This window comes from Abditibacteriota bacterium (genome assembly GCA_017552965.1).
Lineage (GTDB): Bacteria > Armatimonadota > UBA5829 > UBA5829 > UBA5829 > RGIG7931.
On record JAFZNQ010000005.1, the window covers coordinates 1 to 17,728 of the forward strand.

The following is a 17,728-nucleotide window of genomic DNA, read 5'->3' on the forward strand; positions in this document are numbered from 1 at the left end:
AGGGAGGTCAGCGGAGAGGTCCGCCCGGGTAAGGGAGATGCCATCTCCTTCCAGGGCGTCCGCCAGCGCCTGAGTGTAGCCCGGGGCTTCGCCGCAGGTGAGAAGGACCGCGCGGGAGGCAGCCCAAAGGGGCGCGCAGGCAAGTATGGCTGCCAGCGCCAAAAGGATGGGATGTATCGGTTTCATACGGGGCTCCTTTTACAGGTAGAGTTATTTTTATTATAACATATTTTCGGGGAGGCGGATATAGCGGTGTTTTTTTTCGCAGGGCGGGATAATTTGTCCCGCCGGGTCGGTCCGCGGCTCGCGGTTCTTTTGGAGGGGGTCTCTTACCGCCCGTGTCTGACAACACAGGCGCCCCCGTGGAGCGTTTTGGCATCCCGCTTGTACGGCCCCTCCCACCAGCCGCCTCCGGCAAAGCCGGAGTAAGGAACGCGGCTGGCGGGCCCCACCGTGGATCCCTGACCCAAAACGGCCTGAAGATTCTTTGCCGGGTTGGGCGGGATGACGCGGGGTCATGGCGCAGGCGTTTTGTCCCGTCGGGCCGGTCCGCGGCCGGGGCTCGCTTCTTCGTGACAGGGGATCTCTTACCGCCTCCTGCGGAGGCGCCGAGATGACGCGGGGTTAAGGCGGAGGCGCCGGGGCTTTGTCTTGCCCTCCCTTGCCTGAACGAGCCGGGGAACGGAAAGAGGTGGCGAAAGCGATCCCGGCTTCGGAATGAGGTGTGAATTCGGGCGGTTAGAATTAACGTCATTTCGGCGCACGTAGCGGACACTTTTCTCCACCCTCATCTCTGCGGGTACGGGGAGCGGGTAATTATTGCCGCATCTGTTATCTTTCCAGCTTGTGCCAGCCTTCCCAGTCCTTTTGAGTAGGAACGGGAGGAATATCAGGCAGATTGGTATCATCTTTTAAACGCCAAGGTCCGTAGACAGGAGTGCCGTCAGGCAGTGCGCCCTTCTCGGTCATCCACTTCCACTCCAAATAATCTTTTGAACCGACCCTGTTCCAATACACACCTTTATAAATAACATTTGCGCCATGAGTGCTTTTTACGAGCCGTTTTTCCGGCCCGTCGCCGATATATTCTTGTCCGACCCCTTCCTGATAAAAGCACAGTTTTTCAGCATACTCCGTTCCGCTGTCAAACGATACAAACACTATGTCCGGAGTAAGAAAATACACCTGTTTGACATTGCCGGGTATATATTCAAGATACACTCTGCGATATAAGCCGGAATGCACGCCGGCCAGCAGCCGGCGGTCTCTCCAGGTCTTTTTATTAAGGTCCAGATTATACATAAAAATCTCACCATTAAAACAGCACAAAAGCCTCAGCAAAGAACCGTCATCGGATGCTTCGGCATCAATGACCTTCGGCCTATAATCGAATACGCCTTCTTTATATTCTTTGTACTCATGAGCAAAAGTTATTATTTCTTCATCGGTGTAACCTTTGCCGTCGGGACCTTTCTCGCGCAGAATAATATACAGAGTTTTGCGCGCCGATATATCACTCCCGTTTTTGTTAAGTCCCGTTTCGCAGACAGTGCGGAAAACCGCACTCCTGCCGGCGCTTATAGGAAAAAGTTCCTCCGAGGTTCCTGCAATACAAGTATTGTTGCGGTAAAGCTCGCTGATAATGCCGGTCTTGGCAAGTTTCCTGAGGTTCACTTTCTTTATTATCTGCTCTCCGGCATCTGACGAAGCAGCGGTAACGGACTTGGGGGCTTTGGGCTGTCCGGTTGTTTGTCCGAATACAGATTTGCCGGTATTGCCGGTTTTTCCATATACTATCAAAGCGCCAACCCCTATTGCCATTACTAATATTATGGCAAGAATGATACTCTTATTCACGTTGCACCTCTAATGTCAATAATATGGATTCACTTGAAACTTAGAAAAAACGTCAGACTTTTCATATCAGTCTCCTTATTAATATTAAGATTTTTATACTTTATTATAGCACACAAAAAAGTCTTTGTCAAAAGTGTCACAAATGCTTTTTGACGAAAGGAGCGGCCCGGCGACAGAAAGAAGGTCCGGCGCCTGGCAGCCCCGCGTCATCCCGCCGGTTTTGCCCTCTCCGGGCAATTTGTGTTATAATGGGTGTGTATTATTATGTGGAGGAGCTGTTATGAGCGAGCCTGTAAAGGTGGTATTGCTGGGAGATTCCATCAGGATGAACTACGGCCCCCGGACCGCGGAGCGGCTGGGAGAGGGCTACACCGTATGGCAGCCGGAGGACAACTGCCGCTTTGTCAAATATCTGCTGCAGGGCATATTCACGGACTGGCGGGAGCATATAGCCGGCTGCGATATAGTCCATTTCAACGCGGGCAACTGGGATATATCCGACAACGCGGGAGACGGCCCCCTGTCCTCAAAGGAGGAATACGCCGCCAACCTGCTGCGGGCCGCCCGTTATCTGAAGACTCTGGCCGGGACCGTGTGCTTTGCCACCACCATCCCCGCCCGGCCCGAAAGAGCCATCACCGACAACCGTCTGGTGGCGGAATACAACGCCGCCGTGGTCCCGGCTCTCAAGCGGGAAGGGGTCCTCATAGACGACCTGTATTCGCTGGTCAACAGCGATATATACACGTATATCAGGGCAGACGACCAGGTCCATCTGACCGACGAGGGCATAGAAGCCTGCTCGGCTCAGGTGGCGGACTTCATAAGGAGCATCTCAGTCAAATGATCCGCGCGCTGTTTGTGATATTCTCGGCTGCCCTGCTGGCAGGGCTTTTGACGGCGGCAGGCATGGCCGCCGATATGACCGTGGAGACCCCGGAGGCCCGGATGGTCCTGCGGGCGGAGGACGGCGCTGCGTCTCTGGTCTCCCTGTCCCTCCGGGGCGGCAGCGAGCTGCTGGACGCCCCCTGCGGATTGGCTCTTCCCCGGGGCTATATGGAGGACGGCGCGGAAAAGCCCTTCCGGTGGACCTGCGTCTCCGTGTCCGGCAGCTCCCGCGCCCGTCGGCTCGTCTTTCACGACTCCGCCGCCGACGCCAGCTGCATTCTGACCGTGTCCGGCTCCCGGATAAAGGGGGCTCCATTTCAGTTTGAGGGCCGGCTTTCCGTCGGGAGACCTCTGACCATTGCCGCGGGAGAGGCCTTCCGGGCTGTGATCAGGGAGGACCGGGACCCTCTGGTGTGGACCTTTGACAAGGAAGGGGGCTTTGCCTTTGGGTGGAAGCTCTTCAGCGGCGTCTATTCGCCCGGCAGCGGCATCAGGCAGACCCGCCTTGCCCCCGGAGCCGAGGCTGCCGCCCGCACCCGCACCGATCAGAACTGGAACGCCGGGGGCGAGATCCCCATGATGTATATAGACTACGGGGACCGGGGCCTCTATCTGGCATTCGAGTGGACCAACACGGTCCTCACCGCCCGGGGCCTGGAGGGCCACGGGGCGGCTCTGTCGGCTGCCCTGTCCGACGGCAACATGATCACCCGGCTTCCCAAGGGCGGCAGCATGCTCATCCCGCCGGTGTATCTGGGGGTCTATCGGGGAGACGTGGACGACGGCTCCAACGCCTTCAAGCGCTGGTTTGTCAGGGAAAAGGCTCCGAAAAACATGCTCGCAGACCCCCGGGAGCCTCTCGTGCAGCAGGACATGCAGCTGGGCTATGACGTGGCCAAATACGGCATACAGCTCATCAAGATGGACTACGGCTGGTGGTCCGACGAAAAGGCGGGGCCCACCTGGCGCACCCACGAAGGCCTGCTGGAGATGCACAACTCCGACTATCTGAAGGTGCTCTCGGACCACGGCTGCAGGACCCTGCGGGAATACGTCGCCCGGGCCAAAAAGGCCGGGGTGGGGGTCACCATGTACGTGTTGCTGAAGGACACTCAGCTGGACCGGCAGGGGGTGCCTACCTCCGTGGGCACATACGGCCATCCCGAATGGTTTTCCGACGTGAACGTCACGGGCATGGGCTGCTCCGCCGACCTGGGCAACAGTGAGTGCGTGGCCTTTTATAAAAAATATCTGCTGGACTTTTTCAAAAGGAATGCGGTCACCACCTGGCGCTCCGATTTTGAGCCCATCTGCCGCACCTCTCCCAGAGAAAACCGGCATCTCGCCGGGGGCAACGACGTTCAGTACTGGGCCACCGTGGGCTTCGGGGAGCTGGTGGACCACCTGACGGCCCGGCTGCCGGGGTTCCGTTATGAGAGCTGTTCTTCCGGAGGTTCCATGAAGGACCTGTGGACCATGACCAGGGCCAGCGTCATCAACTGCGACGACAGCGCCGACTATATGTCCCTGCATATGTCCTTTTATGATTCCTCCTACTGCATCCATCCCATGCAGCTGCAGATACCCTGCAACGCCCTGACCTATACCCGGGGGTCTGCCAACTACACAGGCACGGCGGACTATCTCTACGGCCTCCGGTGCCAGCTCACCGGCGCCGTTATGCTCTCCAACTGGCAGGGCACCACCGAGGAGGACAAGGCCTACTGGCCCTATCACGTGAAGGAGCTCTACGAGCGGCGGCTGAAGCCCCTTATCCGCAACGGGGACCTCTATCACATATTGCCCCGGCCCGACGGAGTCCACTGGGACGGGCTGGAATACTTTGACCCCGACACGAATACGGGGGCGGTCATGCTGTGGAAGCCCACCAACGAAGAAGGCAGCTCCAGGACCGTGGCCCTTCGGGGCCTGGAGCCGGACCGGGAATACCTGCTCACCTTTGAGGACAGGCGCGAGCAGTCCTTCCGGGCCCGGGGGCGGGAGCTGTCCGAAAAGGGGCTCACCGCGGTCATAGGCGGAGCCGTGGGCAGCGAAATAGTCTGGATAAGTCCTGCGGACGATAAATGAAAGGAAGACACGTGAAAAAGATCTGTTTTGTCGCGGTCCTGGCCCTGCTGTCGGCGGCCGTCCTGGGCGCCTCTTTTGACAGAGACACCTATTACAAAAAAGTGCTGGGCTGCTGGAACGGCAAGGTCATAGGCGGAGCTCTGGGCATGCCCAGGGAAGGGGCCTGGTGGGAAAACCAGCTCAGGGAGTTCCCCGTCTTCCCGGGGTATCTCACCGGGGTAAAATGCGGCTGGAGCTTCTACAGGGATCATCAGACGGTGCCCGAGGACGGAGAGTGGACCAGGGTCACCTTCCGCTGCTCTCTGCCCGGCTTCCGGCCCGACACCACGGTCCCCAGCCCCATCATAGGCATATCGCCGGAAAACTACGACCGGCCGGTACACCTGCAGGTCAAAAACATCAGGATCACCAGCCACGACATCCCCCTCACGGACGAGGATTTCAGAGCTTTTAACGCCTGCAAATACGAGGACGGCTGCTTTGACGTCAATTCCGCCTACGGCGGCGAGAGGAGCTGGATACAGCTTGCCGACTACCGCAAGATGGAGGGCGTGAAGCCCGGCGAGCCCTTTGAAATACAGGCGGATATCCGCTACGTGTCCGGGGAGAACCGCATAGGCCTGGCCTTTGACTACTATCAGACAGGGGTCAACGGCTTCGGTCCCGACGACGACACCTCCTACGAGATAGTGGGCCTCCTGGCCCTGGAGCAGTTCGGCCCCGCCGTGACCTCCGAAAACATAGGAGAGCTGTGGCTGAAGCTGCTGCCCCTGAACCCGAACGGGCCGCTGGCGGAGGAGATAGCCTTTGGCAGGATGCAGAAGGGCATCATGCCTCCCGAGTCCGGCAACCATGATGTGGGCAACGCCATAGGCGGCCAGATGAAGGGAGAGATATGGGGCCTGGTGTGCCCCGGCCGGCCCGGGCTGGCGGCGGAATACGCCCGCCGGGACGGCGTGGTGGCCCACAAGGAGGACGGGGTGTACGGCGAGATGTTCGTGGCGGCCATGATCAGCGAAGCCTTTGTGGAGAGCGACGTGAAAAAGCTCATAGACACGGGCCTCTCCGTGATACCCGCCGACTCCAAATACGCCCGGATGGTCCGTCGGGTCATAGACGAATACGAGTCCGGCAGGACCTGGGCGCAGATACTCAGGGACGTGAAGAAGGAGTATCCCGACATGTGCGACCCGGTGTATCCCGAGTGCGCCATCATCACTCTGGCCCTGCTGGAGGGCAAGGGAGACTTTGACTACACCGTCATCACCGCCTTCTACTGCGGCTCGGACACGGACTGCGACACTGCCACCGTGGGGGCCGTCATAGGTACTGTCATAGGCTATGACGCCATCCCCGACCGGTGGAAGGAGCCCATCCACAACGATTTTCGCTGCTTTGTCAAGGGCTATGAAAACTGGCAGATCACCGAGCTCTGCCGGCGCATATGCCGTCAGGGAGACAGGGTGATGAAGTATCACGGCAGGACGGGCAGATTTTGAGGAGGCAGGAGATGAAGATACGAGGCTTTTTGGTCCTGTGGGGCCTGTTGGCCCTGCTGTCGGCGGCGGCCTGGAGCGCCCCCCTTGACAGGGATACCTATTACAAAAAGGTGCTGGGCTGCTGGAACGGCAAATGCATAGGCGGCGGTCTGGGTATGCCCGTGGAAGGCGCCTGGTGGGAAAACCAGCTGAAAAACTATCCCGTGGTGGACGGCTACGTGGGCTATATAGGCAACGTGATCCGGAGCTGGTCCGGCTTTCTGGCCCGCGCCGAGGTGCCCATGGACGGAGAATGGCACGAGATCGAGCTCAGCGTCACGGTGCCGGAGATGGACAAGGATCTTTTCCCGGCGCCCATCATAGGCATGTCCCTGGAGGAATACGATAAGCGAAGCGCCATACTCATCAGGGATATAGCCATCACCAGCCACCCCGTACCCCTCTCAGAAAAGATGCGGACGGACTTCAACGGCTGCAACAGCTGCTGGTACAACACGGATCTGGAAGCCTGGGTCCTGGATTTTCCCGGGGAAGGGGGCCGCAGCTGGATCAAGACCAACAATTTCTCCAAATTCGGCACCGATATCATAAAGTCCGGGGATACCTTCACCGTCCGAATGAACGCCAAGTGGCTGCAGGGGGACAATCATTTCGGCCTGGCCTTCGACTTTATGGACAAGGACGGCAGCGGCTTCGGACCCGACGACGACACCTCCTATCAGATAATAGGCCTGCTGGGCCTGGAGAAATACGGCCCCTCCCTCACCAGTGAGGAGATAGGCAGGCTGTGGGTGGAGCATATCAATATTGACCTGCCCGACTATCTGGCCGAGGGCATCAGCCTCAACAGGCTCAGACAGGGTATCATGCCCCCCGAGTCCGGGGACCACGCCGTGGGCAACGCCATAGGCGGCCAGATGAAGGGGGAGATATGGGGCCTGGTGTGCCCCGGCCGGCCCGATCTGGCGGCGGAATACGCCCGCCGGGACGGCGTGGTGGCCCACAAGGAAGACGGAGTGTACGGCGAGATGTTCGTGGCGGCCATGATCAGCGAAGCCTTTGTGGAGTCTGACCCCCGGGCCCTGATACGGGCCGGACTGTCGGTGATACCGCCGGAGAGCAAATACGCCTGCATGGTGCAGAGAGTCCTGGACGAATACGCAGAAGGCAGGACCTGGGTGCAGATCCTCAGAGACGTGAAGAAGGACTATCCCTCCATGTGCGACCCGGTGTATCCCGAGTGCGCCATCATCACTCTGGCCCTGCTGGAGGGCAAGGGGGACTTTGACTACACCATCATCACCGCCTTTTACTGCGGCTCGGACACGGACTGCGACACTGCCACCGTGGGGGCCGTCATAGGCGCCGTCATAGGCTATGACGCCATCCCCGACAAGTGGAAGAAGCCCATAGGCAACACCTTCCGGTGTTTTGTGTCGGGGCAGGAAAGCCTGAAGATCACCGACCTGTGCCGCCGCATATGCCGGCAGGGAGGCAGGGTGCTCAGGTATCACGGCCAAAAGGTGGATTATTGAGCAGGGCCGCGCAGGCGGCAAAAAGTTTTTCTTGACTAAATGATTTATTTGTGCTATCATAGTTTTGCTATCTGAGTATAGTCAATTGTATTATCGGAGTAGTATTAATGTCAAACGTTGTTGTTGTGGGTCTTCAGTGGGGAGACGAAGCAAAGGGAAAAGTAGTGGATTTTCTTTCGCAGGATGCGGAATACGTGGTGCGTTTCAACGGCGGCAATAACGCCGGGCACACCGTGGTGGTGGGCAAGGACACCTACAAATTTCACGCTATTCCCGTGGGAGTGCTGAATCCCGACGCCATAGCCCTTATCACTGACGGCGTTGTGTTGGATCTGGGAGTATTTGCCGAGGAGCTCAGAGGGCTTCGGGAAAGGGGCATCACCGCCGACAAGATCAAGGTCTCAGGCAACGTGCATATCATCATGCCCTGGCACAAGCGGCTGGACGCTCTGGAGGAAGCCTACAAAAAGGACGGCAAGGTGGGCACCACCGGACGGGGCATAGGCCCCTGCTACGCCGACAAGGCTTCCAGGATAGGCCTGCGCATATACGACATCATCGACCCCGAGGCGCTGCCCGTCAAGCTCCGGGAAGTGCTGAGGCTCAAAAACGATATCATCACCAAGGTCTACGGCGGCGAGCCCTTCGATTATGACGAGATACTGGAGCAGTACACCGTGTACGGCAAGGCTCTCCGGCCCTACGTGGCCGACACGGCCACCATGCTCTTTGAGGCTACCTCCGACTGCCGCAAGATACTCTTTGAGGCGGCTCAGGGAGCGCTGCTGGATATAGACCAGGGCACCTATCCCTTTGTCACCAGCTCCCATTCCATTTCCGGCGGAGCGACGCTGGGCACCGGCGTGGGACCCACCGCCATTGATTACGTCATAGGAGTGGCCAAGGCCTACACCACCAGAGTGGGCGCCGGCCCCATGCCCACGGAGCTCTTTGACGACATGGGCGACGTCATCAGGGAAAACGGCCACGAATACGGCACCACCACCGGCCGGCCCCGCCGCTGCGGCTGGTTTGACGCGGTCTGCGCCCGCTATTCCTGCCGCATAAACGGCTGCACCTCCGTGGCAGTGTGCCTGCTGGACGTGCTCAATATGCCCAGGATAAAGATATGCACCAAATATGAGATAGACGGCCGTCTGACGGACGTGTTCCCCACCAAGCCGGAGCTGCTGGCCAAAGCCAGGCCCGTGTATGAAGAGCTGGAGGGCTGGAACTGCGACGTCAGCGGCATCAGATCTTTCCGGGAGTTGCCCGAAAAATGCAGGGCCTACGTCCGCAGAGTGGAGGAGCTGATGGGCTGCCGGATATGTATGGTGTCCGTGGGACCCAAACGGGACCAGAGCATCATCATCGACCGGGAGCTCCTGTCGGTGTTTGACAACTAACCGAGCCGCCTCCCTGCGGGGAGGCTTTTTTTTATTGCCATAAGGAGCCGCTATGAAATATCTGCTTGCTGTATCGCTTCTGTTTTGCCTCTTGCCGCTGGCTGCGGCGGAACGCAACCTGCCCTCCGAGCTGAGCGGAGTGGGCGCGGGAGCCTCTCACCCTTATATGAAAAGCCATATCCTGGGGATAGGCATCCCTCTCGTCTATGAGTTTCAGGCCTCGGACGGAGACTACGTGGTGGTGGCCGGCTTTTGCGAGCCCTTCTGGAGCGAGGGCAAAAACCGCATACTGGAGCTGGCAGTGGCCGGGGGCAGCCCCGTCACGCTGGACCCCGCCGCCGACCCGGGCAAGTCCAGACCCCTGTTTTGCGAGGCAAAAGGCCGGGCGTCCGGCGGGCGCCTGAGAGTGGAGGTCAGGGCTGCGGCCGGGTCGCCGGACAAGAACACCATCTGCTCCGGCATCTGGGTCTTTGACAGCGGCGGCTACAGCCGGGATTCTCTGTCCCCCGACGCCGTTGCCCGGGGGGAGGGAGACGCCGCGGCCCTCTACACGGTCAACTGCGGCGAAAGGGATTCGGATATCATCTACAGGAGCCTGGACGCGGAGATGCGCAGGGTCCGGGCCTGCGGCAAGCTGGCGCCGGGGCTGGGCATCGCCTTTTCCGCGGCCGAAATGGAGGCCGCTCTGGCCAAGGGGGATACGCCCCTGCTGAAGTCTCTGATGAGGCAGGCCGCTCCGGCGCTCCGGAGCGTGGAGGAGGCAGTCCTGGACAAATACGCCCCCTTTATGAGGGAGACCGCCGAGACCCGCCTGTTCTCGCCGGGGCAGGCAAACGTAGAGCTCAGGCAGGAGGACAGTGTAAAGGTGTCCCTGCGAGCCTACCCGGAGGAGGGCCTCGCGGACTACGGCTTTTACCGGGAGTGGGGCGGCGAGAGGATGGAAAATATAGCAACCCTCTCCTTTTCCGGTCCCGGCCATGACGAGGGCAGGCTGCTGGGCCTGGGGACAGACCCGGCCCTCAGGGATATAGACTACACGGCGGCCCGGGTCAAATACGTGTACCGGGACACCACCCTGTCCTTCAACGTGAGCGAGGGCCCCTGGCTCCTGGCCACCTCCTCCAAAGAGCCGTTTGAAATAGACACGCCTCTTGAGGAGAAGGGCGGAGTGTTCAGAGGCCAAAAGGGCTCCATGCATTTTGCCATAGTGTCTCCCGAGGGGCGCCGGACCCGCAGCATGGCCGTGCTGTGGGCGGACAGCGCTGCCAAGCTGGACCGGCTCATCGCCTCCTTCGGCTCAACGGCAGCCCGCAAGGCCCAGGCGGAGGCCTGGGCGGAGGAGTCTGTCCGCAGCGCCGTCCTGAAGGGCGCCGGGGCCTATGACGGTCTCATGAAGCAGAACCACCGGGCCATGGCCGCCATGCACTGGCCGCAGGGGCAGCTGCTGGCGGCTCTGGACGGGGGCTACACCCATATCTGGGTGAGGGACACCACCGTGGGGGTCTTGTTTGAGGCCCTGGCCGGGGAACACAGATATATCGGCAAATGGGCCGACTATCTGGTGGCGAACTACACTGAGACCGAAGCGAATGGCAAGGCCTACAAAGCCTTTTTCACCTTTCCCGGCAAGCACTACTTCAAGAAGGAACAGGACGGCCATTTTTATGCGGTGGCGTCCTGCTACGGCGCCTGGAAGCTGACGGGAGACCGGACGGGACTGGCGGAGCGCTACGAGGTGCTGAGGTCCTCGTCGGACTATCTGGACGCCAGATGGTATGACGGGGAAAAGCAGCTCTACGTGGAGACCTACGTCAACGAAGCCTCCATGGGAGCCTCGGAGGAACGGGAGAGCGGCGGCGAGTATTACGGCAGCCTGGTCATAGACGGCCAGTACGGCGAATGGATCGACAGCCTGTATCAGAACCAGATCATGTACGCCTCTCACATCATGCTGGCGGAAATGGCCGACGCCCTGCAGCGGCCCGCAGACAAAGAGTTTCACATGGACAAGGCCCGCAGTCTGCAGGCGGCAGTCAAAAAGGAGCTGTGGAACGGCAAGCATTATTATGCCGGCGACGTGAGGCTCCCGGACGGCACCTACCGGAAGGCCGACTGGTTCTATCACGACATTTTCTTTGATTATATCTGGGCCCTGACCCTGTTCCCGGCTCTGACGGACCAGCGCGCGGGCTATCTGTCTCTGGAAGCCATCATGACGGAGAGGGAGCCCGGGGCCCTGTTCGGCGGCACCCTGCAGAGAAACTATTTTGCCGGGGGCTGGGGCCACGCCTCCTACGCCTTTGCCATGGCCGGGGAATACGACAAGGCCCGCATCCTGATGGACAGGGTGTCCGCCCCCATGCGCAAGGTGTATTTCAACACGGTGATGGACGCCATGTATTATATGCCCGACGTGATGTACGAGAACGCCCACAACCCCGGCAACCACAAGCCCCAGTCCTTTGCCATAGGCCCCTGGATGTATGCGGCCTCCGCCTTTTGCGCCATCGAAGACTACAACGGCGTGACCGCAGTCCCCTCGGGCACGGGAGAGGAGATAGAGGATATGTCCTTCCGGGGCGCCCGGGTCACGGTGCGCACCGGCAAGACCGGGCAGTACGCCTCGGGCATCAGGGTCAACGGCAGGCTGCTGGAGGGAGTGCTGAAGGCTCCCGCAAACCTGCTGAAGGGCCGGGTACTCATAGAGACGGTCTATGACCACGCCCCTTACCGCCTGCCGGTGCTGGCCTACACCAACGCCGAGATAGGCCGGGTGACAAACGGGACCGCAGGGACCGTCGTGACCCTCAGAAGCTACGGCCGCGCGCTGGTCCGCTTTGACCGGACGGTCCGGAGGGACAGCCTGTCCCTCAGGACCCAAACGGGCAGAGACGTGCCCTTTGAGCTGTGGACCGAAGGGGGCAAGACCAGGATAGAATATGACGCCGCAGGAGAGACTCTCATTCTGACTGTGGGCGGCTGAGACCGGCCAAAGCTGCGGTCATCGTAATTCGGGACGGGACCGGCGGGGCAGGCGATGAGCGCCGGCCCCGCCGGCTTGTTGTTACAGAGCCTTCCCCGGCGGCATATTGCGCCCTCGGCCCGGGGCTTCATCGGAAAAGAATTGCCGGAGAGCCCGGAGTGCGGTCCCCGGTACAGACGCAAAGCGCCTTCAAAAACGTGTCTTTTCCCCGTGAGCGCCGCCCCGAGCCAAACAATTTTTTCTGCCGTATCTTTTCACATATGTAGTATAATGTAATTGAGAGGCTCCGGACGACCTGCCGGGCCTTCACTCTGAAAAGGAGAGACACAGTGAAAAGAATATACTTCGTTCTGGCCGCGCTTGCGGTCTGTCTGGCGGTCTCCGGCCTGTGGGCGGACACCATCAGCATCAACACGGTGGAGGACCTGACGGCCCTCAATGACAGCGAATGCGTCATCCGGGAGTCGGACACGGTGGAATTTGCCGCCGGCAAGACCTTTGACCTTTCCGGGATCAAATGGAAGGGCATAGGCCGCAACCTGGGCGTCATCAACGGCAACGGGGCTACGGTCGTACTGTCCGGTTTCAGGCCCTGCCTGTTTTCCGCCACCTATCTGTATTATTTCGGCTTTGTGTCGGAGAATTACGGTGAGATAAACGACCTGAATGTCCGGGTCCCCGACAATATTTCCGTGGCCGAGCAGGACAGCACCACCGTTGGCGGTCTGGTCTGCGCCAGCAACTTGCACACCGGGGTGGTCAAAAACTGCCAAGTGAAAGGCGGCGGCAACAGAATAAAGGCCTGGTGCTCCGATCTGGGGGGTATAGCGGGCCAGAATTCGGGCCGTATTTCCGGATGCTCGGTGTTTGATCTGGACATCCGGGGCGGGCGCGCCGACGAGGCGGGCGTCATAGCAGGTTATTCCTTAGGCGCCGTCGAGCGCTGCCGCGTAGACGGCTGCATGCTGGCAGATGCGGATTATATGGGCGGTATAACGGGCTATCTGAGCGGCCGCGTCCGGAACTGCTGGGTGACGCAGCTGTATATGACGACCGAGGAAGACACCTGTCACATGGGCGGAATAACGGCAGACTCCGTTGGCTCGAATATTGCTCAGTGCAGCGTGTATAACATAGGGATAAACGTGCCTCCCGGCACCGTCTGCGGCGGACTGGTGGGCTACGCCTGCGACACAGCCCTGGACGACGATTACTTTTTCGTGTATGGCATAGACGAAGACCTGCAAGGTCAGCTGGCAGGATACGGGTCGGCCATCAACGGAAGCGGCTGCTATATCACCGGCAGCAAGCCGGCCATAGGGTATGGGAACGACTGCCATCTCGAATGGGAAAACCTGCCCGAAGACAGCTTCACCGACGGGACCCTGCTGGGGCTTTTGCAGGGCGGATCGTGGTATGAGGGGCCGGGCGGCTTCCCTGTGCCTTTTGACAACAACGTACACGTCACCGGGGTCGTTCTGGACCTCCATTCCGTGACTCTGCAGACGGGGCAGACCAAACGGCTCTACGCCACCGTGTTTCCCTCGGACGCCTCCAACCAGGAGCTGGTGTGGTCCTCCTACGACAAGACCGTGGCCAAGGTGAGCTCCACCGGCAAGATAACCGCCATCGGTCCCGGCTCCACCACCATCAGAGTGAAGACCAAGGACGGAGGCTTTATAGACAAGTGCAAGGTCAAGGTGACCGACCCCGTGATCCCCGTTACGGGAGTGACCCTGAATAAGTCCACCGCCAAAGTGGAGAAGGGGAGCACCATCACCCTGAAGGCTACCATAGCGCCGGAGGACGCCACTGACCGGACCGTCACCTGGCAGAGCTATGACACGTCTATAGCCACCGTGGACGCAAACGGCAAGGTAAAGGGCATAGCTGCCGGCGCCACCACTATCAGAGTGAAGACCAAGGACGGGGGCTTCACCGCCAAGTGCAAGGTGACCGTCACCGTGCCCACGGTGCCGGTGACCGGAGTGGTCCTCAATAAGACCGTGGCCTCCGTGGCCAAGGGCAAGACCTTTACACTGAAGGCCGTGGTAGCGCCCAAGGACGCCACCGACCGGAGAGTGACCTGGTCAAGCTATGACACGAGTATAGCTACCGTGGACTCCGACGGCAAGGTGAAGGGCATAGCCCCCGGCACCACCACCATCAGAGTGAAGACCAAGGACGGCGGCTTTACCGCCAAGTGCAAGGTGACGGTGGTCATCCCGGTGACCGGCATCTCCCTGGACGTGACCAGCGTGACCCTGAAGGCGGGCAAGACCAAGACCCTGACGGCCACGGTGAAGCCCTCCGACGCCACCGTGACCAAAGTGGTCTGGACTTCCAGCAATCCGACGGTGGCCAAGGTGAGCTCCTCCGGCAAGATAACCGCTGTGAAGAAGGGCAAGGCCACCATCACCGCCACCACCGCAGACGGGGGCTTTACCGCCACCTGCGCAGTGACTGTGAAAGAATAAGGCGTATGATCGGCGCTCCCCTTCGGCAATGCCCGAAGGGGAGCTTTTTTGCGCGCGCCCTCCGGCTCTTTGCCCCTGCCTGTTTTTTTGAAAAAAAGCGGCTCCCGCGTGATTTTTTCCCTGCGCGCAGTATTATAATGAAGTTGAGGAGGCTCCGGACTATCCTCCGGGGACTGCGCACAAATTATAAGGAGAGACCCTTATGAAAAAGATCTATCTGCTTTTGGCCGCGCTTGCGGTCCTGCTTTCGGCTGCGGCCGTTTTCGGCAAGACAATAGCCGTCAACACCGAGGCCGACCTGCTGGCCCTGAACACGGGCAGCTACGTTATAGCGCAAGGGGATACCGTGGAATTTGCCGCGGACAAGACCTTCGACCTGACGGGAACAGCCTGGAAAGGCATCTATGAGAACAGTGGGACCATCAAGGGCAACGGAGCCGTCATCAGACTGGGCGAGCTGTCCGAATGCAAATACAGCGGCAACTTTACGGACCACTTTACTGACGAAACATACGAGTCCTACTTCTATTTCGGCTTTGTGTTCATGAACGAAGGCGCCATAGAGGACCTGTCCTTCGTTATCACAGGGGATGCGACCCATACGGCAGCCCGCGGTCTCAAGAGAGACGTGCCTGCCTTGCGGGAAGGCTCGGTGGTCTGCGTCCGCAACAACGGCAATATATCGGGCTGCTCGGTGGACGGAGGGGGCAGCACCTTTACCGTTTTCGCCGACAATTACGGCGCCATATCGGCCTTCAACTCCTGTATGGTAACGGGCTGCAGCGTGTCCGGACTGTCTCTCTTTTATCCCCAGGAGGAAGGCCGTCAGGGCTTCATCGTCGGGTATAACTTCAAGGAGATCGAATACTGCTTCGTCCATGACTGCTCCATAGAGAACGGCTACAGCGCCGGCGGTATAGTCGGCATCTCCAAAGGCCGCGTGATGAACTGCGCCGCCTGGGATCTGACTCTCAGCTCGGCTACTACCAGCAGCAGCCTCGGAGGCATCGCCGGCGACATGATTTACACCGAGTTCACCAATTGCTGCGCCTTCGGGCTGGACCTGGAGGGAGGCGACACCGGCGGCATAGTCGGCTACGCTTACCACGGCGACCTCATAAGCTGTTACGGCCTGTGCGACCGCAACGAGGGCAATCTGGCCGGAGGCCTGTTCGGCTACGCCCACATCGCCGACTGCCATAATTGTTATCTGCCCACCCTGAAATATCCTGCCGGCAGGATATACCAGAACGATTTTCAATACGAATGGATAGACATTACCGAGTTTAACGACGGCACCCTGCTGGGCCTGCTGGGCGACGGCTGGTACAGGGGCCCCGGCGGATATCCCGTGCCCTTCATGTATGGCGTGCCTGTCACAGGCGTCACTCTGGCCGCGCATTCCCTGACTCTGGAAGCGGGCGAAGCCGTAGAGGTGCAGGCCATCATAGATCCCGGGGACGCCTCGGAGCAGGGCCTGATCTGGTCCAGTTATGACAAGACCATCGCCACGGTGGATGCAAACGGCGTGGTGAGGGGCGTAGCCCCCGGCAGCACCACTATCCGGGTGAAGACCAGGGACGGCGGCTTTACCGACAAATGCAAGGTGAAGGTCACCATATCCGTGACCGGCGTCACCCTCAGCAAGACCTCCGCTACTCTGGAGGTGGGCAAGACTCTTGCCCTGACGGCTGCGGTGGTCCCCTCCGACGCAGTGAATAAGGCTGTGAAATGGACTTCCTATGATACAAGCATAGCCACGGTGGACGCCGACGGCAAGGTAAAGGCCATAGCCCCCGGTACTACCAACATCAAGGTGAAGACCAAGGACGGCGGCTTCACCGCCAAGTGCAAGATAAAGGTGAAGGAGCCCACAGTCGCCGTGACCGGCGTCACCCTGAACAAGACTTCGGCCAAGGTGGAGACGGGCAAGACCGTTACCCTGACGGCCACCATAGCGCCGGAAGACGCCACCAATAAGAACGTGACCTGGCAGAGCTACGACACGAGCATAGCCACGGTGGACGCCGACGGCGTGGTGACGGGTATCGCTTCCGGTACTACCAACATCAAGGTGAAGACCAAGGACGGCGGCTTCACCGCCAAATGCAAGGTGACCGTCTCGGATCCCACAGTCGCCGTGACAGGCGTGGTCCTCAACAAGACGGTGGCCTCCGTGGCCAAGGGCAAGACCTTTACACTGAAGGCCGTGGTAGCCCCCACCAACGCCACCAATAAGAACGTGACCTGGCAGAGCTACGATACTTCGATAGCCACTGTGACCCCGGAGGGGAAGGTGAAGGGCATAGCCCCCGGCACCACCACCATCAAGGTGAAGACCAAGGACGGCGGCTTCACCGCCAAGTGCAAGGTGACAGTCGTCATTCCCGTGACCGGCGTCAGCCTGGATCTGGCCAGCGTGAGCCTGAAGGTGGGGAAGACCAAGACCCTGACCGCTACGGTGACACCTGCGGACGCCACCCTTACCAAGGTGGTCTGGACCTCGAGCAATCCGGCGGTGGCCAAGGTGAACTCCTCCGGCAAGATAACAGCCGTGAAGAAGGGCAAGGCCACCATCACCGCCACCACCGCAGACGGAGGCTTCACAGCCACCTGCGCAGTGACCGTGAAGGAGTAAGTATTTTATAGGCGCTCCCCTTCGGACCCTGTCCGAAGGGGAGCTTTTTTGCGCGCGCCCTCCGGCGCAAAGCGCCGGCAAGACCGGCTCGCGAAGGCCCCGGTCACCCGCGATACGGCCCCTCCCATCTCCGAGGCAGGGACTGCTTTCATTGCCTCGTACCGTTCCGCGGCTCGTTCAGGCAAGGGGGGCTTCCCCCCTTCGCATACCCCCCTTTTTTTCGTGGGTACGGCGCATTTGCCCCAGCGAAACTTTTTTCGCCGGGGACCCCGTACACACCCGCCCGGGCAGGGAGGACCATTTCAGGACCCCCCTCTCCTCGGGGCCCCCGCAAAATCGAATAGATTTTGTGGGGTG

General features: G+C 59.9%; 10 protein-coding genes. 8 read left to right on the forward strand and 2 right to left on the reverse strand.

Features of this window, described 5'->3' with window-relative positions; genetic code table 11:
• Both IK083_00885 and IK083_00890 read right to left on the reverse strand, forming a co-directional pair.
• Positions 1 to 186: hypothetical protein (locus IK083_00885; protein ID MBR4748114.1), on the reverse strand; the 186-nt coding region annotated here is incomplete at its 3' end.
• 645 nt (positions 187 to 831) lie between these two features.
• Positions 832 to 1,857, reverse strand: a complete 1,026-nt coding sequence (locus IK083_00890; GenBank protein MBR4748115.1) for a hypothetical protein — start codon at positions 1,855 to 1,857, stop codon at positions 832 to 834.
• Between the two features lie 280 nt (positions 1,858 to 2,137).
• Between IK083_00890 and IK083_00895 the strand changes: the two genes are divergently transcribed.
• From IK083_00895 to IK083_00930, 8 genes are all read left to right on the forward strand, one after another.
• Complete coding sequence (locus IK083_00895) at positions 2,138 to 2,704, forward strand: SGNH/GDSL hydrolase family protein (GenBank protein MBR4748116.1); 567 nt, start codon at positions 2,138 to 2,140, stop codon at positions 2,702 to 2,704.
• Positions 2,701 to 4,833: a GH36 C-terminal domain-containing protein gene (locus tag IK083_00900; GenBank protein MBR4748117.1), complete on the forward strand. Its 2,133-nt coding sequence runs from the start codon at positions 2,701 to 2,703 to the stop codon at positions 4,831 to 4,833. The genes IK083_00895 and IK083_00900 overlap by 4 nt, the downstream gene beginning before the upstream one ends.
• Positions 4,834 to 4,844: 11 nt before the next feature.
• Positions 4,845 to 6,332 carry an ADP-ribosylglycohydrolase family protein gene (locus IK083_00905; GenBank protein ID MBR4748118.1) on the forward strand — a complete coding sequence of 496 codons (1,488 nt, stop codon included), beginning with the start codon at positions 4,845 to 4,847 and terminating at the stop codon, positions 6,330 to 6,332.
• Positions 6,333 to 6,343: 11 nt separating this feature from the next.
• Positions 6,344 to 7,867: an ADP-ribosylglycohydrolase family protein gene (locus tag IK083_00910; protein MBR4748119.1), complete on the forward strand. Its 1,524-nt coding sequence runs from the start codon at positions 6,344 to 6,346 to the stop codon at positions 7,865 to 7,867.
• Between the two features lie 107 nt (positions 7,868 to 7,974).
• Complete coding sequence (locus tag IK083_00915; protein ID MBR4748120.1) at positions 7,975 to 9,273, forward strand: adenylosuccinate synthase; 1,299 nt, start codon at positions 7,975 to 7,977, stop codon at positions 9,271 to 9,273.
• A gap of 52 nt (positions 9,274 to 9,325) precedes the next feature.
• The gene (locus IK083_00920) at positions 9,326 to 12,256 is read left to right on the forward strand and encodes a hypothetical protein (protein MBR4748121.1); all 2,931 of its coding nucleotides are present in this window, start codon (positions 9,326 to 9,328) and stop codon (positions 12,254 to 12,256) included.
• Between the two features lie 329 nt (positions 12,257 to 12,585).
• The gene (locus tag IK083_00925) at positions 12,586 to 14,733 is read left to right on the forward strand and encodes an Ig-like domain-containing protein (GenBank protein ID MBR4748122.1); all 2,148 of its coding nucleotides are present in this window, start codon (positions 12,586 to 12,588) and stop codon (positions 14,731 to 14,733) included.
• 202 nt (positions 14,734 to 14,935) lie between these two features.
• Positions 14,936 to 17,371 carry an Ig-like domain-containing protein gene (locus IK083_00930; protein ID MBR4748123.1) on the forward strand — a complete coding sequence of 812 codons (2,436 nt, stop codon included), beginning with the start codon at positions 14,936 to 14,938 and terminating at the stop codon, positions 17,369 to 17,371.
• The last annotated feature ends 357 nt before the right edge of the window (positions 17,372 to 17,728 follow it).

What these genes read in the sequence shown, in the direction of transcription:
- IK083_00920 (MBR4748121.1), top strand. Translation starts at nt 9,326, where the DNA reads ATGAAATATCTGCTTGCTGTATCGCTTCTGTTTTGCCTCTTGCCGCTG.
- IK083_00910 (MBR4748119.1), top strand. Translation starts at nt 6,344, where the DNA reads ATGAAGATACGAGGCTTTTTGGTCCTGTGGGGCCTGTTGGCCCTGCTG.
- IK083_00895 (MBR4748116.1), top strand. Translation starts at nt 2,138, where the DNA reads ATGAGCGAGCCTGTAAAGGTGGTATTGCTGGGAGATTCCATCAGGATG.
- IK083_00930 (MBR4748123.1), top strand. Translation starts at nt 14,936, where the DNA reads ATGAAAAAGATCTATCTGCTTTTGGCCGCGCTTGCGGTCCTGCTTTCG.
- IK083_00915 (MBR4748120.1), top strand. Translation starts at nt 7,975, where the DNA reads ATGTCAAACGTTGTTGTTGTGGGTCTTCAGTGGGGAGACGAAGCAAAG.
- IK083_00900 (MBR4748117.1), top strand. Translation starts at nt 2,701, where the DNA reads ATGATCCGCGCGCTGTTTGTGATATTCTCGGCTGCCCTGCTGGCAGGG.